Annotated in this window: 21 protein-coding genes and 1 pseudogene; 12 read left to right on the top strand and 10 right to left on the bottom strand. The window is 67.3% G+C overall.

From position 1 onward, the window contains the following. From Q0053_RS11235 to Q0053_RS11205, 7 genes are all read left to right on the top strand, one after another. Window positions 1-228 (top strand): DUF6489 family protein, encoded by a 228-nt coding sequence (locus Q0053_RS11235; RefSeq protein WP_298100157.1) that lies wholly within the window; start codon window positions 1-3, stop codon window positions 226-228. A 144-nt stretch (window positions 229-372) separates the two neighbouring features. Beyond that, the gene (gene mnmE, locus Q0053_RS11230) at window positions 373-1,680 is read left to right on the top strand and encodes a tRNA uridine-5-carboxymethylaminomethyl(34) synthesis GTPase MnmE (protein ID WP_298100154.1); all 1,308 of its coding nucleotides are present in this window, start codon (window positions 373-375) and stop codon (window positions 1,678-1,680) included. 69 nt (window positions 1,681-1,749) lie between these two features. Beyond that, complete coding sequence (mnmG, locus tag Q0053_RS11225; RefSeq protein ID WP_298100152.1) at window positions 1,750-3,606, top strand: tRNA uridine-5-carboxymethylaminomethyl(34) synthesis enzyme MnmG; 1,857 nt, start codon at window positions 1,750-1,752, stop codon at window positions 3,604-3,606. Window positions 3,607-3,659: 53 nt separating this feature from the next. Next, window positions 3,660-4,232: a 16S rRNA (guanine(527)-N(7))-methyltransferase RsmG gene (gene rsmG, locus Q0053_RS11220; protein ID WP_298100325.1), complete on the top strand. Its 573-nt coding sequence runs from the start codon at window positions 3,660-3,662 to the stop codon at window positions 4,230-4,232. Then, window positions 4,216-5,043 (top strand): ParA family protein, encoded by an 828-nt coding sequence (locus Q0053_RS11215; RefSeq protein ID WP_298100150.1) that lies wholly within the window; start codon window positions 4,216-4,218, stop codon window positions 5,041-5,043. Before rsmG ends, Q0053_RS11215 begins: the two co-directional genes overlap by 17 nt. A gap of 100 nt (window positions 5,044-5,143) precedes the next feature. Beyond that, window positions 5,144-5,974: a ParB/RepB/Spo0J family partition protein gene (locus Q0053_RS11210; protein ID WP_298100148.1), complete on the top strand. Its 831-nt coding sequence runs from the start codon at window positions 5,144-5,146 to the stop codon at window positions 5,972-5,974. 25 nt (window positions 5,975-5,999) lie between these two features. Then, on the top strand, window positions 6,000-6,185 hold the full coding sequence (locus Q0053_RS11205) for a hypothetical protein (RefSeq protein ID WP_298100146.1): 186 nt from the start codon (window positions 6,000-6,002) through the stop codon (window positions 6,183-6,185). A gap of 116 nt (window positions 6,186-6,301) precedes the next feature. Here Q0053_RS11205 and holA read toward each other — a convergent pair whose 3' ends face one another. The 4 genes from holA to Q0053_RS11185 form a co-directional block, all read right to left on the bottom strand. Continuing rightward, window positions 6,302-7,354 (bottom strand): DNA polymerase III subunit delta, encoded by a 1,053-nt coding sequence (gene holA, locus Q0053_RS11200; RefSeq protein ID WP_298100144.1) that lies wholly within the window; start codon window positions 7,352-7,354, stop codon window positions 6,302-6,304. Between the two features lie 55 nt (window positions 7,355-7,409). Next, the gene (lptE, locus tag Q0053_RS11195) at window positions 7,410-7,886 is read right to left on the bottom strand and encodes an LPS assembly lipoprotein LptE (RefSeq protein WP_298100142.1); all 477 of its coding nucleotides are present in this window, start codon (window positions 7,884-7,886) and stop codon (window positions 7,410-7,412) included. Beyond that, a complete protein-coding gene (leuS, locus tag Q0053_RS11190; protein WP_298100140.1) occupies window positions 7,886-10,486 on the bottom strand; it encodes a leucine--tRNA ligase in 2,601 nt (866 codons plus the stop codon). The genes lptE and leuS overlap by 1 nt, the downstream gene beginning before the upstream one ends. A gap of 64 nt (window positions 10,487-10,550) precedes the next feature. Next, window positions 10,551-11,066, bottom strand: coding sequence for a DUF3576 domain-containing protein (locus tag Q0053_RS11185; protein ID WP_298100138.1), 516 nt, complete (start codon window positions 11,064-11,066; stop codon window positions 10,551-10,553). Window positions 11,067-11,396: 330 nt separating this feature from the next. On the opposite strand from Q0053_RS11185, the gene Q0053_RS11180 reads away from it, so the two are divergent. Then, window positions 11,397-11,819 carry an NtrZ family periplasmic regulatory protein gene (locus tag Q0053_RS11180; RefSeq protein ID WP_298100135.1) on the top strand — a complete coding sequence of 141 codons (423 nt, stop codon included), beginning with the start codon at window positions 11,397-11,399 and terminating at the stop codon, window positions 11,817-11,819. On the opposite strand, the gene Q0053_RS11175 is transcribed toward Q0053_RS11180, so the two are convergent. Beyond that, window positions 11,816-12,466, bottom strand: coding sequence for a thiamine phosphate synthase (locus Q0053_RS11175; protein WP_298100133.1), 651 nt, complete (start codon window positions 12,464-12,466; stop codon window positions 11,816-11,818). The genes Q0053_RS11180 and Q0053_RS11175 overlap by 4 nt on opposite strands. On the opposite strand from Q0053_RS11175, the gene Q0053_RS11170 reads away from it, so the two are divergent. From Q0053_RS11170 to Q0053_RS11160, 3 genes are all read left to right on the top strand, one after another. Further along, on the top strand, window positions 12,465-13,175 hold the full coding sequence (locus Q0053_RS11170; protein WP_298100131.1) for a YggS family pyridoxal phosphate-dependent enzyme: 711 nt from the start codon (window positions 12,465-12,467) through the stop codon (window positions 13,173-13,175). The two genes, Q0053_RS11175 and Q0053_RS11170, sit on opposite strands and share 2 nt — an antisense overlap. A gap of 71 nt (window positions 13,176-13,246) precedes the next feature. Then, window positions 13,247-13,933, top strand: coding sequence for a response regulator transcription factor (locus Q0053_RS11165; RefSeq protein WP_298100129.1), 687 nt, complete (start codon window positions 13,247-13,249; stop codon window positions 13,931-13,933). Next, on the top strand, window positions 13,930-14,436 hold the full coding sequence (locus tag Q0053_RS11160) for an SseB family protein (protein ID WP_298100127.1): 507 nt from the start codon (window positions 13,930-13,932) through the stop codon (window positions 14,434-14,436). Before Q0053_RS11165 ends, Q0053_RS11160 begins: the two co-directional genes overlap by 4 nt. On the opposite strand, the gene Q0053_RS11155 is transcribed toward Q0053_RS11160, so the two are convergent. From Q0053_RS11155 to Q0053_RS11145, 3 genes are all read right to left on the bottom strand, one after another. After that, window positions 14,437-15,231 carry an exodeoxyribonuclease III gene (locus tag Q0053_RS11155; RefSeq protein WP_298100125.1) on the bottom strand — a complete coding sequence of 265 codons (795 nt, stop codon included), beginning with the start codon at window positions 15,229-15,231 and terminating at the stop codon, window positions 14,437-14,439. 387 nt (window positions 15,232-15,618) lie between these two features. Next, window positions 15,619-16,251 carry an outer membrane lipoprotein carrier protein LolA gene (locus tag Q0053_RS11150; RefSeq protein ID WP_298100123.1) on the bottom strand — a complete coding sequence of 211 codons (633 nt, stop codon included), beginning with the start codon at window positions 16,249-16,251 and terminating at the stop codon, window positions 15,619-15,621. A gap of 192 nt (window positions 16,252-16,443) precedes the next feature. Then, window positions 16,444-18,795, bottom strand: coding sequence for a DNA translocase FtsK (locus Q0053_RS11145; RefSeq protein WP_298100121.1), 2,352 nt, complete (start codon window positions 18,793-18,795; stop codon window positions 16,444-16,446). A gap of 122 nt (window positions 18,796-18,917) precedes the next feature. Here Q0053_RS11145 and Q0053_RS11140 point away from each other — a divergent pair, with 122 nt between their 5' ends. Beyond that, a complete protein-coding gene (locus tag Q0053_RS11140; RefSeq protein WP_298100119.1) occupies window positions 18,918-20,171 on the top strand; it encodes a UbiH/UbiF/VisC/COQ6 family ubiquinone biosynthesis hydroxylase in 1,254 nt (417 codons plus the stop codon). On the opposite strand, the gene Q0053_RS11135 is transcribed toward Q0053_RS11140, so the two are convergent. Together Q0053_RS11135 and Q0053_RS11130 are read right to left on the bottom strand one after the other, a co-directional pair. Next, window positions 20,168-20,362 carry a Trm112 family protein gene (locus Q0053_RS11135; RefSeq protein WP_298100116.1) on the bottom strand — a complete coding sequence of 65 codons (195 nt, stop codon included), beginning with the start codon at window positions 20,360-20,362 and terminating at the stop codon, window positions 20,168-20,170. The two genes, Q0053_RS11140 and Q0053_RS11135, sit on opposite strands and share 4 nt — an antisense overlap. A gap of 32 nt (window positions 20,363-20,394) precedes the next feature. Continuing rightward, window positions 20,395-20,512 (bottom strand): annotated as a pseudogene (locus Q0053_RS11130) (IS481 family transposase); the annotation flags it as partial.

The following is a 20,512-nucleotide window of genomic DNA, read 5'->3' as shown; positions in this document are numbered from 1 at the left end:
ATGAAGGTAAAACTCGAGGTCGACTGCACCCCGGCAGAGGCCCGGGCCTTTCTCGGCCTGCCCGATGTCGAGAGTCTCAACGACCATCTGGTCACCGAGATGAAGCGCCGCATGGACGAGAACATTACGGCCATGCAGCCCGACGAACTTATGAAAACCTGGACCAGTTTCGGCCTTCAGGCGCAGGACCAGTTCCGAAAACTGATGGAAGCAGCGGTCAAGCCGTGACGATTGCCTCCTCCCCACGTCTTGGGGAGGGGCGCCATCCGAACGATGGTGGCGGGGTAAGGTCCCGGGCACCGTTTGATGTGGCCAGGCCTCTCCGCCGCTTCCCGGTCCTGCCGCCCCCTGCTTCCGGGTATACCGTTCGCCATGACCGACACCATCTTCGCCCTCGCCACGCCACCCGGCCGCGGGGCCATCGCCATCCTGCGCCTTTCCGGTCCGGGTACGGACACCGCCCTCCGTTCGCTCGGTGCCGACGGGCTCAAACCCCGAACGGCATCATTGCGAGACCTCGCCCATGGCGGCAGGGCGATTGACCAGGCTTTGGTTCTCCGTTTCCCGGCCCCGAACTCCTACACCGGCGAGGACTGTGCCGAACTGCATCTGCACGGCGGTCGGGCGGTGGTGGAGGGGGCTAGTCTGGCGCTGGTCGATCTGGGCCTGCGTCCGGCGGAGCCGGGTGAGTTCACCCGCCGGGCGTTCCAGAACGGTCGTATGGACCTGGCCCAGGCCGAGGCTGTCGCCGACCTGATTGATGCCGAGACCGAGGCCCAGGCCAGCCAGGCGCTCGGCCAGCTCGAGGGGGCGCTGAGTCAGGCCTATATGGGTTTTCGCAGGGATCTGACGAGCGCCCTCGCCCTGATTGAGGCCGAGATCGATTTCCCTGACGAGGAGGTCCCGGAAAATCTGGCCCGGTCCGCCGGACCCCTGCTCGATCGTTTGATCGCTGACCTGAAGGCCGCCTTGGCCGACGGCCGGCGTGGCGAGCGGGTGCGCGCCGGCTACCGGATCGTCCTGATCGGCGAGACCAATGCCGGCAAGTCCTCGCTGTTCAATGCCCTGGTCGCGCGCGAGGCGGCCATCGTCACCCCCATCGCCGGTACGACCCGCGATGTGCTCGATGCCGACCTCATCATTGGCGGCTATGCCGTGACCCTGTCCGACACCGCCGGCCTGCGCGACAGCACCGACCCTGTCGAGGCCGAGGGTGTGCGGCGCGCCCGCGCCCGGGCAGAGGCGGCCGACCTGCGGCTGTGGGTCCGGGGTCCGGACGATGTCGAGGGCGATGCTGCCGAATTTGCCCGACCCGGCGATCTTCTGGTCCTGACCAAGGCTGATCTCGGGACAGCCCCGGCGGTGCCGGGGTTCGAGACCCTGACCCTGAGCACGATGACCGGTAAGGGCCTGGGCGATCTGCTCGGCTGGATTTCGGCGCGACTGTCCCGTGACCTGGCCGGGACGGATTTTCCGGCGGTGACCCGCGAGCGGCACCGGCGACGGCTAGTCGAGGCGCTTGCGGCTGTCGAGGCCGGGCGGGCAGCGCTGGAGGCCTCACCGGAAATGGCCGGGGACGATCTGCGCCGGGCTGCCGAGGCCCTCGCCCGGGTCACCGGTGCCATCGGCGTCGAGGATATACTGGGCGAGGTCTTCTCGACCTTCTGCATCGGCAAATAGGCGGTTTCACGTGAAACAGCCCGGCGGCGGAGGTGGCGAAAGGGGCGGTTTTGCCCTATGTGCCCGCCCATGAAGGGTTTTGACGTCATTGTCATCGGCGGCGGGCATGCGGGCTGCGAGGCGGCGGCGGCGTCAGCGCGCGTGGGCGCTCGCACTGTGCTGCTGACCCAGAAACTCGAGACCATCGGAGAAATGTCCTGCAACCCGGCCATCGGCGGGCTGGGCAAGGGCCATCTGGTCCGCGAGATCGATGCCATGGACGGTCTGATGGCCCGATTGGGCGACAAGGCCGGGATTCAGTTCCGCCTGCTGAACCGTTCCAAGGGGGCGGCCGTGCGGGGGCCGCGTAGCCAGATCGACCGGCGGCTTTACCGCGAGGCCATGCAGGCCGAACTGGCGCAGACCCCCAACCTGGCCCTGATGGCCGGGACAGCGGAGCGGCTGATCCTGAACGGCGACCGGGTCGTTGGGGTGGTGACGGGGGAGGGCGTCGAGCTGCGCGCCGGGGCTGTGGTCCTGACCACCGGCACCTTCCTGAACGGTGTCATTCACAAGGGCGACCAACGCATCCCGGCCGGACGTCACGGCGAGGCCCCCTCCACCGGCCTGGCGGCTGACCTCTATGGTTCCGGCCTGCAGATGGGCCGGCTCAAGACCGGCACGCCCGCGCGCCTCGACGGCCGGACCATCGGCTGGGACCGGCTGGAGATGCAGCAGGCCGACGCCGAGCCGGTGCCGTTCAGCTTCCTGACCGACCGGATCGAGGTGCCCCAGATCGCCTGCGGCGTGACCCATACGACCGAGGCGACACACAGGATCATCGCCGATAATCTCGGCGACAGCGCGGTCTATGGCGGCCATCTGTCCGGTCGCGGTCCGCGCTACTGCCCTTCGATCGAGGACAAGGTGGTCCGGTTTTCGGACAAATCCTCGCACCAGATCTTTCTTGAGCCCGAAGGCCTGGACGATCCGACCGTCTATCCCAACGGCATCTCGACCTCTGTTTCGGATGCGACCCAGTTTGCCTTCCTGCGCACCATCCCGGGGCTGGAATCGGTCGAGGTCTTCCGGTTCGGCTATGCCATTGAATATGACTATGTCGACCCGCGCGCCCTGACCCCGGCGCTGGAGGTCAAGCGGTTGCCCGGTCTCTATCTGGCGGGTCAGATCAACGGCACCACGGGCTATGAGGAGGCCGGAGCGCAAGGTTTGCTGGCCGGGCTGAACGCGGCCCGCGCTGCCTCTGGCTCTGATCCGGTCATCTTCGGACGGGACCAGGCCTATACAGGCGTCATGGTCGACGATCTGGTTACGCGTGGGGTGACCGAGCCCTACCGGATGTTTACCAGCCGGGCTGAGTACCGCTTGACCCTGCGGGCCGACAATGCCGATCAGCGGCTAACCCCGCTCGCGATCAACAGTGGTCTCGTGTCCAGCGATCGGGCCAGGGCTTTTGCAGCCAAGGCCGCCCAGCTGGCGGAGGCCTCGGCTGTTTCACGTGAAACCGTGTTCACACCCAAGGAGGCCGCAGCGCTTGGGATCCACGTCAATGCCGACGGCCAGCGCCGCTCCATCCGTGATCTTCTGGCCTTCCCGGGCGTGACCCTGTCCACCTTTGCATCCATCCGGCCCGAGGTCGTCGGCTGGTCCGCCCAGGTACGGGAGCAGGTTGAAATCGATGCCGGCTATGCGGGCTATCTTGACCGTCAGGCCTCGGATGCCGCAGCACTTCGGCACGAAGAGTCCCTGGCCCTGCCTGTCGACCTCGACTACGCCGCCATCGGCAGCCTCTCCAGCGAGGTGCGCGAGAAGCTGACCCTGGTGCAGCCACGGACGCTCGGTCAGGCGGGACGCATAGAGGGCATGACGCCCGGGGCCCTGACGGCCCTGCTTTCGTATGTAAAGAAGGCGAAGGTGCCGGTGTGAGCACGCTCGATGCGGCCGCCTTTCAGGCCCTTCGCGGCGCGACTCCGGCGCAGATGGCCGATCTCGAAGCGATGATCGAGCGTCTGACCGCAGCCAATGCGGTCATGAACCTGATCGGCCCCGACACCCTGCCGGATGTCTGGAACCGACATATCTTCGATTCCGCCCAACTGCTCGATCTGGTGCCCGCTGCCTCAACCTGGGCGGATCTGGGTGCCGGTGCCGGCTTCCCCGGCCTGGTTCTGGCTATCCTGCTCAAGGACCGCGCCGACAGTCATGTCTGGCTGGTCGACAGCCTCGGCAAGCGCTGCCGGTTCCTGCAGGAGGTTGTCGACGCCCTGTCGCTTCCAGCCACTGTGGTCAATGGCCGGGCCGAGGACCAGCGTCTGAAGGTCGAGGTTGTCACGGCTCGCGCCCTGGCTCCGATGGACCGGCTCCTGGGCTATGCACAGCCTTATCTACAGCGTGGCGCACAGGGCCTGTTTCTCAAGGGGGAAAAGGCCGAGGCTGAGTTGATCGAAGCCCGCAAGGTCTGGCAGTTCGATAGCCTGCTTTCTGTCTCGCGCAGCGATCCGCGCGGCCGTATCGTTTCCGTCCGGAGCCTCCGTCGTGTCCAAAGCCGGTAAGACCTCCCAGGCACGTACGAGAGTCCTTGCGGTCTCCAATCAGAAGGGCGGGGTGGGCAAGACCACCACGGCGATCAACCTCGGCACGGCCCTGGCGGCGATCGGTGAAAAGGTTCTGATCGTTGACATGGACCCCCAGGGAAATGCCTCCACCGGCCTGGGTGTTCCACGTGAGACGCGCCGGGTCACCATCTACGACGTGATTGTGGACGGGCGTTCGGTCGATGATTCCGCTGTTCCGACGACGGTGCCGGGCCTCGATATCGTGCCTGCTGACGCTGATATGTCGGGCGTCGAGATCGAGCTCAGTCAGGCCGATCGTCGCTCCTTCCGACTCCGTGACGCCCTGCGGGGCCAGGGCGCTGAGGGTCAGCCCCGGTATGACTATGTCCTGATCGATTGCCCGCCGTCGCTCAATTTGTTGACCCTGAACGCCATGGCTGCCGCTGACGCTGTCCTTGTGCCGCTGCAGTGCGAGTTCTTTGCTCTCGAGGGCCTGACCCAACTCATGAAGACCATCGAGATGGTCCGGCAGAGCCTGAACCCGACCCTGGAGATCCAGGGCCTGGTCCTGACCATGTACGACCGTCGCAGCACCCTCTCCGGACAGGTCGCGGCGGATGTGCGCAGCCATTTCGGGGACAAGGTCTATGATGCCGTGATTCCGCGAAACGTCCGGGTTGCCGAGGCCCCGTCGTTTGGCAAGCCTGCCCTGATCTATGATCTGAAATGCGCAGGCAGCCAGGCCTATCTGCGCCTCGCCCGCGAGGTCGTCGCCCGCGAGAAATCCCGTCGGCTCCAGGCCGCATGACCATGAATAAAAGAACGGAATCAGTCAGGTGAGTGAACGTCAGCGCGGGCCACAGAATCGCGGTTTGGGTCGAGGCCTCTCCGCACTTCTCGGAGAACAGGTGGCCGAGAGCGCGGCGGTCGACGGGGCTTCCGCGCCCGCCGGCGTCCAGATGGCTCCGATAGAAAGCCTCAGGCCCAACCCGGATCAGCCACGGAAGATCTTCGACCGCGACGACCTGGAAGAGCTGGCCGCCTCGATCCGGGACAAGGGGGTGCTTCAACCCATTCTCGTCCGGTCTCATCCGAAGGAAGATGGTGTCTGGCAAATCATCGCCGGCGAGCGTCGCTGGCGCGCGGCCCAGTTGGCCCGCCTGACCGAGGCCCCGATCATCGTCAAGGAGATGGACGATGTCGCTGTGTTCGAGGTCGCCATCATTGAGAACGTCCAGCGCGCGGATCTCAATCCGCTCGAGGAAGCCGATGCCTACCGGACGCTGATGGAGCGGTTCGGCCGGACCCAGGATGCGGTCGCCGGCGTGGTCGGCAAGAGTCGCAGTCATGTGGCCAACATCCTGCGCCTGTTGCAGCTGCCTGAAGGGGTGCTGCAGCATGTTCGCACGGGCAAGCTGAGCGCCGGACACGCCCGTGCCCTGATTACCGCGCCGGACCCCGTCACCCTTGCCGACCAGATTGTGTCGGAGGGACTGAACGTTCGTCAGGCGGAGGCCCTGGCCCGCCGGGCCGCAGAAGGGTCCAGGGGCCGCAAGCCCGGAAACGCTGCCTCGGGCGGCGAAGGTTCGGCTGACGTCGCTGCACTGGAGCAGGACCTGGCAGACGCTCTCGGCCTCCGGGTCCAGTTGGCCGACCGGGGCGGCAAGGGCGAGTTGACCATCACCTACAGCAACCTAGAACAGCTGGACGACCTGTGCCGCCGATTGATGCGCGGCTGAGCTCAGCCTGTGCTAGGCTGGCGCGATGACCGACCAGCCTTCCAATCCGACCGCCGAAGCCATGAAGCGCGCCCTTGCGGCGAAGAAGGCGGGTAGTGGCCGTGCCCACACCGGCCTTCCTGCCTCGGCGCGCGCTGAGGAAAAGGCTCAGCAGGCCCGCAGCGCGGCCCTCGCAAAGCCGGCCTTCCGCAAGGCGTCCAAGCGCGGCTGACCGGTCCGGACTGAAATCGACCGGAACAGGAACAAGTCAGGTCCCGGGTGTCTGACAGGACGAATGCCGGAGGCTGATAGACCGCATTGGTGGACCTCTCCCGGCGGGATCGGGCTCTAGAGCCCCAGCCGTCTGGCCCGGGCTGAAATCTCCAGCAGCAGGCGTTCGGCGATCAGTTGGTCGGGCGAACCCGTGGTCTTGGTCGCTACATCGGCCGCATTCACACTGTCCAGGACCCGGTCGAGGTCATCCAGCCGCCAGCTGCGGGCCTGACGCAGCATTTCGGCCTCCTGTTTCCAGAACACACCGGCTGCCTTGGCCGCCTCCTTGGCGCCGGCGCCATTGGCCTGAAGCAGATGGATCCGACGCAGCTTGCCCAGGTGCACAGACGCTTGTCTCACTGCCATGACAGGCGATTCGCCCTCGGCGAGGGCGCGGCGAAGGCCGGACTGGGCGGGCGCGGGCCGGCCGCCGAAGGCCTGAAGCGCCGCATCCTGCAAGGAGGCGTCGGCCTCCACCCCGAGGTGACGCTCCAGCTCTTCCAGATCCATGGTCTTGCCCGATCCGGGGCCGATATAGAGCGCCAGCCGCTCGATCTCCTGCCGCATCAGGCCACGCTCACGGGGCAGACGGCTGACGAAACAGTCGAGGGCGTCTCCGGTCAGTCCGACCTTGTCGGCGGCCAGGGCCTCGCGCGTCATCCGGGCGACGTCGCCGGTCTCGTCCTCATAGCAGGCGATGCCCACGGCCCCCTCGGCCGCTTCGGCAGCCTTGCGTAGGGCCGAGTCCCGGCCCAGCGGCCCCGCCTCGATGACCAGCATGGCATCGGGATTGTAGCCACCCTCGGCATGGACCTTGAGAGCGGTCGCAAGGGCCTTGTCGACCGCGACCTTCTCTGAGCCCAGCCGGACCCGAACGAGACGCCGGCCGCCGATCATGGAAAGGGCGGTCAGAGCCTCTTCAAGCCGGGCTCCGTCACCGTCGATGTCGCTGTCTGTCAGCAGGGTGACATTGAAGGGGTCGTTGAGGTCCGGTGTGACGGCCTTGCACAGGATATCGGCCCGCTCCCCCACGCCGGACCGGTCCTTGCCGTGGATCACGGCCGCCCGGACGCCCCGATCCGGTGCCTTCAGGAAGCGATCGACCTCCGGGCGCTTTGCCAGAATCATCGACGCCCCGCGTACGTGAGAAGACTCCGGCGCAGCCATGGAGAGGAGGTGGGCGTCACTGGTCGGCCAGGGCTCGCATCAGGTCGAGCCGGATCAACCGGGCCAATTCGTCGGCGGCCCTTTCTTCCCCGTCCTGCTGGGCGGCGATGGCCGCGAAAGGCTGGTCGGCCGAGGCATAGGTGATTGTGACGGTCTGGACGCCGGACGCGGCCGGGCCTCCCCCGGTCGGGGTCAGGGTCCAGGCTCCGCGCACGGTGAGCTCATAGCGGGTCGCCGTGTCGTCGATACGCCGACCCAGCGGACGCCGTGACTGCTCCAGCACGGTCTCCAGCCGCCAGAGGGGCGCTTGTGCGCCGTCGCGGCCGAGCACGTCCTCAAGCTGTTCGCGCACCCGATAGCCGAGCCGGTCATCCTGGGTCGTCACAGCGATGCGCGCGAGGGAGGCGCCCACCCCGGTCTCGCCGTAAAGAGGCGTGAACCCGCAACCGGCTAGTCCCACAAGCGAGACAGTCGCCAGGACGAGGCGGCGCATCAGCCGACCACCAGATTCACGATGCGATCCTTGACCACCACGATCTTCCTCACCGTCTGACCCTCCAGCCGCGCCTGAACATCGGCGTCCGCCATGACGAGGGCCTCGACCTCTGCCGGCTCCAGTCCGCGGGCGACCCGGATTTCTCCGCGCCGCTTGCCGTTGACCTGGATGGGCAGGGTCACCTCATCGTCGGTTGCCAATGCCGGATCGAAGGCCGGCCAGGGCGCATCCAGCACCATCCCCTCTTCACCGATGCGCGTCCAGCATTCCTCGGCCAGGTGGGGGGTGAAGGGGGCGACCAGCCGGATCAGGGCCGAAAGGGCCTCGCGTCGCGCGACACTCCCCGCCGTCCCATGATCCCGGACCACGGCCACGAAGGCATAGAGTTTGGCAATGGCCGAGTTGAAACGGAAGCCGCTGACGCCTTCCGAGACGGCCTTGATGGCCTTGTGGGTCTCGCGGATCAGGGCGGCGTCGGATTCATGGGGAGGGGCGTCAGGGTCGAAACTGTCGACCTCGGTCCAGACGCGCTGAACGAAGCGGGACGCGCCCTCGACGCCTCCGGGCGTCCATTGCACGTCACGCTCCGGCGGGCTGTCTGACAGGACGAACAGCCGGCCGGCGTCCACGCCATAGGTGTCGACGATTTCCTGCGGGGCGACGACATTCTTCTTCGACTTGGACATCTTCTCGATGTCACCGATCGTCAGCATCTCTCTCGTGGACAGTTGCCGCGCCGCGCGGTTGCCGGCGTCATTGGTGAGCTCGACATCCGTGGGCTCGACCCAACCGCCGTCGGCCCGGCGATAGGTCTCGTGGACCACCATCCCCTGGGTGAACAGGCCGGCGAAGGGCTCACGCACCGACATCAGCCCGGCGTCCGAAAGTGCGCGGCTGATGAACCGGGCATAAAGCAGGTGCAGGACCGCGTGCTCGACACCGCCGATATACTGGTCGACCGGCAGCCATTTATCGGCAGCGGCGCGCGAAATCGGCTCGGCGGCCGTCGGATCGGTAAAGCGGGCGAAATACCAGCTGGAATCGACGAAGGTATCGAGGGTGTCGGTCTCGCGGACGGCCTCTTTTCCGCAGGATGGGCAGGCGACTTGCTTCCAGGTCGGATGACGATCCAGCGGGTTGCCCGGGGTGTCGAAGGTCACGTCCCTCGGCAGTTCGACGGGAAGCTGATCGGCTGGAACGCCCACGGGGCCGCAGGTCGTGCAGTGGATCACAGGAATGGGACAACCCCAGTACCGCTGGCGGCTGACGCCCCAGTCGCGCAGCCGGTAGAGGGTCGCCCCCTCGCCCTGGCCGGCGGCCTCGAGGCGGGCGATGGCTTCGGCCTTCGCGGGCTCGACCTCCATCCCGTCCATGAAGCCGGAGTTGAACAGCCGCCCCGGCCCCACATAGGCCTCTGATCCAACGGAGAAATCAGCGGCCGCGTCATCAGGTCTCACGACCGGGATGACCGGCAGATCGTATTTGCGCGCGAAGTCGAGGTCCCGCTGATCGTGCGCCGGGCAACCGAAGATGGCCCCGGACCCATAGGTCGACAGCACGAAATTGGCCGCCCAGACCGGCACGGTCCGGTCGGCGTCGAAGGGATGGCGGACGCGGACGCCGAGATCGACCCCCAGCTTCTCGGCCTTCTCGATATCGGCCTCGCTGGTTCCCGACTGGGCGCAGGTCGCCATGAAGGCCGCTACATCCGGTCGATGGGCGGCGATCGCCCGGGTCAGGGGGTGGTCGGGCGCGAGCGCCAGGAAGCTGGCTCCGAACAGGGTGTCCGGCCGGGTGGTGTAGACCTCGACCGGATCGCGAGCGTGGTTCGGCTCTCCCGGCGCGGACGCCGTCAGGAAGGCGGGGGCCTCGGCGATCTCCCACCAGAGGGTCGCGCCGCGGCTCTTGCCGATCCAGTTCTCCTGCATCAGCCTGACCTTGTCGGGCCAGCGGCCTTCCAGCTCCTTGAGGCCCTCGATCAGGTCGTCGGCATAGTCGGTGATGCGCAGGAACCACTGGTTCAGCTTGCGCTTTTCGACCACGGCGCCCGAGCGCCAGCCCCGACCGTCGACCACCTGTTCATTGGCCAGAACCGTATTGTCGACCGGATCCCAGTTGACGACTGAGTCCTTGCGATAGACCAGCCCCCGCTTGAGCAGTTCGAGAAACCAGGCCTGCTGCTTGCCGTAATAGGCCGGGTCGCAGGTGGCGAACTCCCGGCTCCAGTCAAGGGACAGACCCAGCAGCTTCAGCTGGTCGCGCATGGCGGCGATGTTGGACCAGGTCCAGTCGCCGGGATGGATTCCCCGCTCAATGGCGGCGTTCTCGGCAGGAAGTCCGAAAGCGTCCCAGCCCATGGGATGCAGGACATCAAAACCCTGCGCCCGTTTCGACCGGGCCACGACGTCGCCCATGACGTAATTCCGTGCGTGGCCCATGTGGATGGCCCCGGACGGATAGGGGAACATCTCCAGCACATAGTATTTGGGCCGTCCGGTCCCTTCGGTGGGAATACGGAAGGCGTCGGCGGCCGCCCAGCGGGCCTGCTGGCGGGGTTCTGCGATCTTGGGTTCGTAGCGAACCGGTGTCTTGGCCACGGGAGTCTTTCAGGCTGCTCCTTCAGGAACAGGCCCGACGGAGGCTAGGCTATGGGAGGGATTTTCAGCCGGCGTTCGAAAGGTTGAGCTGGCGCGCCTTGGTCAGGATGGCGTTTTCGAGGTCCGTTTCCGTCTGGGCCGAGACCCGGGCACCGGTCCAGCAGCCGGCGGTGTCGACCTCGGCGTCGGCGTCAGCCGGATTGGGGGTGCAGCCGGGGCGGATGACCTGTTTGGTGATGCTGACATTGAGAGCGTCGGCACGCAGGCGGCGATCAAGGATGAAGACGGTCGCCTTGAAACGCTCATTCGGCGTCTGGGGGTCGATATACCAACCATAGTTGATCACCCCGCCCCACGGATCGGCATTGGCCAGCGGCATGAAGCTCAAGGTGTCCAGGGTGGCGCGCCACAGGAAGGCGTTGACGCCGATGCCCGTCTGCGCCTCGGCGGCAGCCCGCGCGCTGCCCACACCGCTGAAAACCTCGCCCACTGTGGGGCCGAACGGGCGGTTGCCGCCACAGCTGCTGAGCAGAACACACGAGGTGATCAGGGCGACCGTCGCGCCGCGAACCAGCACCATCGGGACTTCTCCATAAGAATGTGACGTACCGCGGACCCGTTCCAAGGCACGCGGTGACCCTGACCGAACACGAACCGGGCAGATGCGATGCTCTATAACACGGCGAAAAGGGGCCATGACAAGGCGAAGACGCATTAGGACCCCGAGTGATCAGAACGGATCGCGTGTAACCGGAGCCCCGGGGCGGATTCGCGTGATGCTCGCGCCACAGGAGTCTTCCTGAGTCGCAATGAACCCTCCCGGTAGTGCAGCGTTTCGTTGACCGGACTGTCCAGCGGTGTCTTAGTGAGCGAAGCCATGACTTCGGGTTTTGGCGCAAAAGGGCAGGATATGCGCCGCACGACGCGCAAGATGGGCGCTCAGATCGCCGGACTGGCCGGGGCAGTTGCTCTCCTGGCCATGGCGGACGTCGCCTCGGCCCAGGCGGCCGGTGCCCAGGCGCGCACCCGCGCGCCGGCGCTTTCCCTGTCCGAGGCCCAGGCCGCCCGTGCCGCCGCGGCCCAGCCCGGCTCTTCGCGCCTGCGGTTCACGGAACGCGGCCGCTGGGGTCTGGATTTCAATCTCAGCCAGCCGGTCGGCCGCGAAAGCAATCTCGGCGACGTTGAGGCTGGAGCCTATTACCGCGTCAACCCGCGCCTGCGGGTCGGCGCCGCCGCCGGTCTGGCCGAGACCGAGAGTGACCCGGCCCGCGCGCCCCAGACGGACCGCCGCGCTGCGCCGCGCTTCAGGCTGGAATCGATCTTCCGCTTCTAGTCCGGCTCGAAGGCCGCCTGGAACGCTGACACGCCGGCAATCCCGCATGCGCCCGAGCCCGCAAGGCTGCTGACATTGCCGCTGTCGATCCCGCCGAGGGCGTACACCGGACAGGGGGCAGCCCCGACCCATGCCGTAAATCCTTCCAGACCCAGGGCCGGGCGAACTGACGAGGGGCCCCCGGCCGGAAACACCGGCGATACGATCAGGGCCGTCAGACCCGGCGTGTCCAATGCAGGCCGGGAATGGGCCGCGCCCGTGATCATCCAGTCCGGCCGGGACACGGCCAGCCCCCGCGCCAGATCCAGCGCTCGCCCGGGCAGGTGGACCCCGTCGGCCCCGACCCTCTCGGCAAGGTCCGTGTCCAGTCCGATCAACAGCAGGCCATCGCGAGCCCGCGTCGCCTCCCGCAGCCGCAGGGCCGTCTCAAGGGCGTCAGCCCGGCCGAAATGCCGGAACACCACGCCAGAGCCTGCCGGCAATCGCGCCGCCGTCTCCCAGGGCCGCGGCGTCCGGTCCGGGTCGGTGAAGAACAATAACGGAGGCAGGTTCAGCCCCGCCCGATGGCGTGACCGGCTGACTTTGGCGGCGTCCCGTGCGAGGACGCTGGCGGCTTCCCACAGGATTTTGGCGTCCGCCCGGTTCATGACCCTCTCTTCTCCCGATCCCGCTCCGCCGTCCAGCGCGGTCGCCGCCCGGCTTGAGCGTGTCCGGCGCGGCATATCCGATGCCTGCGGTGTCGCGGGCCGGGATCCGGGCAGTGTGACCCTGACCGCGGTATCCAAGACCCAGCCGCCCGGGGCGATCGATGCGGCGCTCGCCGCCGGCCAGAGGGTGTTTGGTGAAAACCGGGTGCAGGAGGCGCAGGGTCGCTGGGACGGGCGTCGCAACAGCGTCCCGGGCCTTGAGCTCCGGCTGATCGGGCCCTTGCAGTCGAACAAGGCCGCCGAGGCCGTGGCCCTGTTCGACGTCATCGAGACCCTCGACCGGCCGAAGCTGGCCGATGCCCTTGCGGCGGCGGGCGCCCGCGCCGGCAAACCGGTTCATGTGCTGATCCAGGTCAATACCGGTGCTGAGCCCCAGAAGGCCGGCGTCCTGCCCGCCGGGGTCAGCGAACTGCTCGACCATGCCCGCGCCGCCGGCCTGATCGTCGAAGGCCTGATGTGCATTCCTCCTGCCGACGAGGCACCGGGACCGCATTTCGCCCTGCTGCGCAAGCTTGCCCATCGTCATGGGCTGGAGGCCCTCTCAATGGGGATGAGCGGCGATTATGAGACCGCGATCCGCTTCGGCGCGACCCATGTCCGCGTCGGTTCGTCGCTTTTCGGGGAACGAAAGCCCCCTGAATCGCCCTGAAGGGACTGAAAACCGCACTGCTTCGGGTCCAACCCTTGGCGGATCGGGCAACGCCCTCCATTCTGGTATCCATGCCTACGCCCAAGACCATCCTGATCATCGACGACGACGACGACCTGCGCGAAGCCCTGGCCGAGCAGCTGGCCTTGCATGAGGCGTTTCGCCCGGTCCAGGCCTCGACCGCGACCGAGGGCGTTCGCATGGGCCGCGAGGTCCGGGCCGATCTGATCCTGCTGGATGTCGACCTGCCCGACATGGACGGCCGCGAGGCCTGCCGCCTGCTGCGCAAGGACGGGGTTTCGACCCCGATCATCATGCTGACCGGCCAGTCTTCCGATTCCGACACCGTTCTGGGGCTGGAGTCGGGGGCCAATGACTATGTGACCAAGCCGTTCCGGTTTGCGGTCCTGCTGGCCCGGATTCGCGCCCATCTGCGCAGCCACGAACAGTCAGAGGACGCGGTCTTCCGGATCGGCCCCTATGAGTTCCGCCCGGCGGCCAAGGTCCTGATCGACGACAAGGCGAAGAAGGTCCGCCTGACCGAGAAGGAAACCAACATCCTCAAATACCTCTATCGCGCCGGGGCCAAGGCCGTGTCGCGCGAGGAACTGCTGACCGAGGTCTGGGGCTATAACGCCGGGGTCACCACCCACACCCTGGAAACCCACATCTACCGCCTGCGCCAGAAGATCGAGCCCGAGCCGGGCCAGGCAAGGCTTCTGCTGACGGACGCTGGCGGATACCGGCTGCAGCCGTGAGGGTGGCGGCCGGGCTCGGTTGCCTGCTGCTGGCCTGCGCGCCCATGGGTGCGACGGCCCAGTCCGCGACGCACGAGGACCGGACGCCCGACAGCCCGCTTGAGGCTCTGTTGCAGTATGCCGTGCACAGTCAGTCAGGGCAGCAGCGCTTCGAGGCGGCGTTCATGGAGCAGAAGGTCTATGTCCGCATCACACAGCAATCCTTCGAAGCGTTACAGGCAGCGCTGGGTCCGGACGGTCGACTGACTGCCAGGACGCAGATCGAGCTCTGGTCCGTGACGTCCGAAACACCATCGCCCCTGGTCCCGATGTTCACCAGTGAAGCCGCGTTCCGGCGGGCCTATCCGGAGCATCCATGGTTGAGCATCTCGGGCCAGCAGGCTCTATCTCTTATGGCCGAACCGATCGCCGTCAGGGTGAGTGACGGCGCCGGGCACATAGTCACCTGGAGCAAGTCCGAGGTGGAGGTACTGAAGGCCCGCTACCCCGCGCCGACGACCTGATCAGACCTCCAGATCCATCGTCACCGGCGCGTGGTCGCTGGGCTGGGTCCATTCGCGGACGGTGTCATGGATGCGGGCGCTGCCGGCCTTCACCGCAGGGGTCAGGCCGGGCGAGGTCCACAGATGGTCGAGGCGCAGGCCGCGGTTGGATTTGCGGAAATCGGCCGCGCGATAGCTCCACCAGCTGGCCAGTTTGGTCGGCTCCGGGATCTGGTCGCGCACCACATCGGCAAAACCGCCGGCCGCCTGAAGCCGGCGCAAGGTCTCGACCTCGACCGGGGTGTGGCTGACGATCTTCGACATATAGCGGTGGTTCCAGACGTCGTTCTCGCCCGGCGCGATGTTGAAATCGCCCGCCAGCACGAGGGGCCGCTGTTTGTCCCGCCCTGCCATTTCGGCGGTCAGGCGTTCGTAGAAATCCATCTTGTGATCGAATTTCGGGTTCAGGGCCCGGTCGGCGATGTCGCCGCCAGCGGGGATGTAGAAATTCTGCACCTCGACGCCGTCGACCATCACCCCGACGCAACGGGCGTGTTTCTCGCGGCAGACATCGAGAACCGGCGCCTCGGTGATCGGTTTGCGGCTGGCGATCGCCACCCCGTGCCAGCCCTTCTGCCCGCCGATCTTGAGGTAGGGCAGGCCCATGGCCTCAAAGGCTCCACGAGGGAACTGGTCCTCCAGGCATTTGATCTCCTGCAGGCACAGGACGTCGGTCCCGCTCTCGGCGACGAACCGCGCGACCTGGTCGATGCGCAGGCGGACGGAGTTGATGTTCCAGGTGGCGATACGAAGCATGGAGGTGGCTCTAGCATCTTCGGGTAGGGATCGTTGACCCCCTGCTTTCGTCATTCCGGGCGGAGCCTCGCTTGCGAGGCGCAGACCCGGAACCCAGCGGCGCGCGCGAGCGCGAACCTGTCGGGAGCGCGGGCGTCCGCCTTTCCGGCGGTTTTTCGCCGCCTTCGCGGCGCCGCTGGGTTCCGGGTCTCCGCTGCGCTGCGCCCGGAATGACGAAAGCACAAAAAAGCGCCCGGTCGGGGGGGACCGGGCGCTGGAAGGTTTGTCTCTCTTGCCGCCGGGAAGGGGATGAAATCCGGAGCGGTTCAGTTCGGCTCCCGCCGACCTGTGATGAAAGTGCCACGGTTGACGAAAAATGTCAAACGTATGTTCGCCCCTCAGGCGAAATCAGTTCCGGCCCGGGCGGCGGGTCGGGTCGCGCAGCTGGAACAGGCTGGCGGCCAGGTTGGAGGCCGGGGTCAGGGTGGTCAGCTGGGTCCGGGTACTGCCGCCCTGGGCGTCACGGATGGTCCATTCATGCAGCCGAATGGGATTGCCCGCGAAGGACAGAATGACAGAGCCCTCCTCCGGACGGCGGGCGTCCCGGGCGGTGATGGCAAAGGCGCCCGACGCCATCCGGGTGACCCGGTCGATGCGCACCCCCTGATCGAAGCGGACATTGCGGGCCAGGAAGGTCGACAGGGGCGTCGCGCCCAGCGGCACCTGACGGAAGACATTGAGGCGCGGGTCATAGCGTTTGACGTTCGACCCGTCGGATACGACCAGCAGGCCGGCCGGGCTGGTGTATTCGAACCGCATCTTGCCGGGCCGTTGCAGCCAGAACCGGCCTTCGCGGCGCTGGGCCCCCGAGGTCTCGACGAAATTGCCCTGGGCCGAGGTCAGGCCCTGCAGATAGGTCTGGGCCTGGGCCAGAGTCGCGCGGTCCTCGGCCGACAGTTCACCCTGGGCGGCGGCAGGCATGGCAGCGACGGCCGCGATGGCGGCGGTTCCGAGTGCAAAGGCGCGGCGTGAGACGGTCATCAGGGTCTTCTCCTCCGTCATCCCGGGGTTATGCCGGGGTCAGGATGGTTGTTGGTCTTGCCGTCATGCGATCCGTGAGTGGCGGCAGCATGACGCGAGCCTGACCATATTCCGGCACCCCGATGAAGCCCTGTTCAGCTTCGAAGCGAGGACGACGGGTCCCGAACGCAGCGGGGACTCCGACGTTGCCGGCTACATCGGCGGCGGGCCGGCAAGGATATCGCGCTTGCCCGCATGGTTGGCGGGGCTGACCACGCCTTCCTGTTCCATCCGCTCGATCAGGGAGGCGGCGCGGTTGTAGCCGATCTGCAGGCGCCGCTGGATGTAGCTGGTCGAGGCCTTGCGGTCGCGGGTGACCACAGCCACGGCGCGGTCATAGAGGTCGTCGCCCGAGCCACCGCCTTCGTCATCGAACCCGGCCGCGTCGCCGTCGCCGTCCGGATCGTCGGTGATCAGGTCGAGATAGTCGGGCTCGCCCTGGCTGCGCAGGTGTTTGCAGACCTCATCCACCTCATGATCGGTCACGAAGGGCCCGTGCAGGCGGGTGATGCGGCCGCCGCCGGCCATGTAGAGCATGTCGCCCTGGCCCAGCAGCTGCTCGCCGCCCTGTTCGCCGAGGATGGTGCGGCTGTCGATCTTCGAGGTGACCTGGAAGCTGATCCGGGTCGGGAAATTGGCCTTGATCGTGCCTGTGATGACGTCGACCGAGGGTCGCTGGGTGGCCATGATCAGGTGGATGCCGGCGGCGCGGGCCATCTGGGCCAGACGCTGGACGGCACCTTCCACATCCTTGCCGGCGACCAGCATCAGATCAGCCATCTCGTCCATGACGACGACGAGGAAGGGCAGGGGCTCAGGCCGGATTTTTTCGGATTCATAGACCGGGCGGCCCTGCTCATCGAAGCCGGTCTGGACGGTGCGTTCGAAATGCTCGCCCTTGGCCACGGCCTCGCGGGCGCGCTCGTTATAGGAGGCGATGTTGCGCACGCCGAGCTTGGACATCCGCCGATAGCGGTCCTCCATCTCGCGCACGGTCCATTTCAGCGCGACGACCGCCTTCTTCGGGTCGGTGACGACCGGGGCCAGCAGGTGCGGGATGCCGTCATAGACCGACAGCTCCAGCATCTTGGGATCGATCATGATGAAGCGGCATTCCGCCGGGCTGTGCCGGTAGAGAATCGACAGGATCATGGCATTGACCCCGACCGACTTGCCCGAGCCGGTGGTGCCGGCGATCAGCAGGTGGGGCATGCGCGCCAGATCGGCGACATAGGGCTCCCCGCCGATGGTCTCGCCCAGGGCCAGGGGCAGCAGGTGAGCCGGCTTGTCGTATTCGGTCGAGGCCAGCAGGTCGCGCAGATAGACGGTCTCGCGGCGGGCGTTGGGCAGTTCGATCCCGATGGCGTTGCGTCCCGGCACGACCGAGATGCGGCAGGCGCGGGCGGACATCGAGCGGGCGATGTCGTCGCTCAGGGCCACGACCCGCCCGTGTTTCACGCCGGGGGCGGGGACCAGTTCGTACAGGGTTACGACGGGGCCGGGACGGATCTGGTCGATCACGCCGCGCACGCCGAACTCCTGCAGTACGCCCTCCAGCATCTTGGCGTTCTGTTTCAGGGCCTCCTCATCGACCGAGGCGACCCGTTTGGCCGGCTTTGTCAGCATCGACAGGGGCGGCAGGTCGAAACCCGTCGAGGGGCGGGCGAAATCGAAGGCGGCCTGGCTGTCGTCGGCCTCGCGGCGTTGCTTCGGGGCCTTGGCCGCGGCGACCTTGGGCTCCGGTGCCGTACGGACGGATGCCGGCGTCTCCCATGGCGGGGATGGTTCGAGCGCGCCGGGCTCGTCGTCCAGCTCCAGCGCCGGGCGCGGGCGCGGCGGGGCCTTGACGGCGGCGCGGCGAGATTTCGGGGCCGGGGGCGCCGGGCTGCGAATGCCCCTGGCCCAGGCGAGGCCTTCACGAAGGTCTGAGGGTCGCAGGCCGATCGCATAGGCGATGCCCCACAGGCCGAGCGGCAGGAACAGCAGGCCGGCGAAGACCGGCGCACCGGGCAGGCGAAGACCGTCGCAGATCCATTCGATCACACCGACGGTCGCGTCACCCCACAGGCCGCCGAGGCCCGCGGCCAGCGGCCAGGCCGCCGGCGCCGCCAGGGCCGACAGGGCCGCCGAAAGCGCCAGGACGCCGCCCGTTGCAGACAGGGCCTTGAGCGGCGAGGGCTTCAGCCTTTGCTGGATGGCGTCGCCGATGGCGGCTGCCAGACCGAAGGCAATGAGCAGGACGGCGGCGGGCCAGGCTCCCAGACCCAGTGACTGCATGAAAAGATCGGCGAACAGGGCCCCGTTCAGGCCCAGCCAGTTGGTCGGGGCGGCCCCCGATGCCGCGTTGAGGCTGGGATCCGCAGGGTTCCACGAGATCAGGGCCACCAGCAGCAGGGCTGCCAGCAGGGCCTGAAGCACGCCGCGGAATTTCACCGAGACCGGCGCGCCCCACAGGATGCGGGCGCTGACCCAGGCACGCTGGCCGATGGCGAGGGCGGCGGACATGCGGCGACGAACTCCGGATGGACGGGACAGTTGCCTGTTGTCGCGCAGGGAGGGTTAAAGGGCTGTTTACCAGCGACTCTGCCGCACTGGACGTTGCGCTCCTGCGGCGCGACAACGGCCCCATGAGCCAGACCGACCGCTATGACGTCATTATCGCCGGTGCCGGCCTCGCCGGAGCGACCTTTGCACTCGCCGCAGCGCAGGGCGGGCTGAGGGTCGTTCTGGTCGATCCGCAGCCGTTCGACGCCCAGCTGGCACCGACCTTTGACGGGCGGTCCACCGCCATCGCCTTCTCGACCTTCCGCATGCTGGACGCCCTCGGCGTCGGTACGGCTCTGCGGCCCCATGCCTGCCGCATGGATCGGATTCTGGTCACGGACGGACGACGGCCCGGGGCGGCGACGCGTTCGCAGTCCCCCGCCTTCCTGCGTTTCGACGCTGACGAAATCGGTGATCGGACGGACGGCGAGCCGCTCGGCTATCTGGTCGAAAACCGTCGTATCCGCCTTGCCCTCTCCGAAGCGGTGGCGGCGGCCGGGATCGAGGTCCGGGCCCCCGCATCGGTGGTCAAGGTCGAGGCGGGCGCGGCCCTGTCGCGGGTGACTCTCGCGGACGGCGCTGTGATCGAGGCCTCGCTGGTCGTGGCTGCGGAAGGCCGTGCCTCTGCCGTCCGCAAGGCTGCCGGTATCGAGACGGTCGGCTGGGGTTATGAACAGAGCGGCGTCGTCGCGACGGTGTCTCTCGGGCGGGACCATGGGAATGTCGCCCATGAGTATTTCCTGCCGTCCGGCCCCTTCGCCATCCTGCCGCTGACCGGGCGTCGGGCCAGCCTGGTCTGGACGGAATCGACCCGGCGGGGCGAGGCGCTTCAGGCGGCTTCGGACGAGGCCTTCCTGTCCCACCTGATGCGGCGGTTCGGCGACTTTCTGGAAGACGTCACGGTGTTGGGACCACGTTTTGTCTATCCCCTCTCCCTGCAGCTGGCCGAACAGCTGACCGCCCCGCGCACCGCCCTGATCGGTGACGCGGCCCATGCGGTGCATCCGGTCGCGGGCCAGGGGCTGAATATGGGACTGAAGGACGCCGCCGCCCTCGCCGAGGTGCTGGTCGGTGCCCTGCGGCTGGGGGAGGATATCGGCTCGGAGACGGTGCTGGACCGCTACGCCCGCTGGCGCCGGTTCGACAATGCCGCCCTCACCGCCGGCTTTGACGGCTTTGTGCGGCTGTTCTCCAACGACATCGCGCCCTTGCGTCTGGCCCGCACCCTCGGCATGGCTGCCGTCAACCGCATCGCCCCCCTGCGCCGTGCCTTCATGCACGAAGCGGGCGGCGCGACGGGGGATCTGCCGCGGTTGCTACGGGGAGAGGCGGTCTAGTCCAGCGCCCGCGCTTCCTCCGGCAGCATGATCGGCACGCCGTCGCGGATCGGAAAGGCCAGCTTCGCGCCCTTTGAGACCAGCTCCTGCTTCTCGCGATCATAGGTCAGCTTGCCGCGTGTGACAGGGCAGACCAGCACCTCGAGCAGGCGCGGATCAACAGAGGCCGGGGTGTGGAAGACGTCGGACATGGGGGAAGGTTACAGGGATCAGGGATAAGGGACTAGGTGTTCAGTCCCGAAGTGAGGTGGATTGGATCGTATCGGAAGCGATCTGGCTCGTCAGCCCACGCCTTGCAGATGGCTTCGTAGGGCGTGAGGCCTTGTAGGGTCTTGAGCCGC

Origin of the sequence: Brevundimonas sp., from assembly GCF_027487935.1 — a bacterium.
Classification (GTDB): domain Bacteria; phylum Pseudomonadota; class Alphaproteobacteria; order Caulobacterales; family Caulobacteraceae; genus Brevundimonas.
Note: the sequence above shows the minus strand (reverse complement) of the source record. Positions and strands in the feature narration are given on the sequence as shown.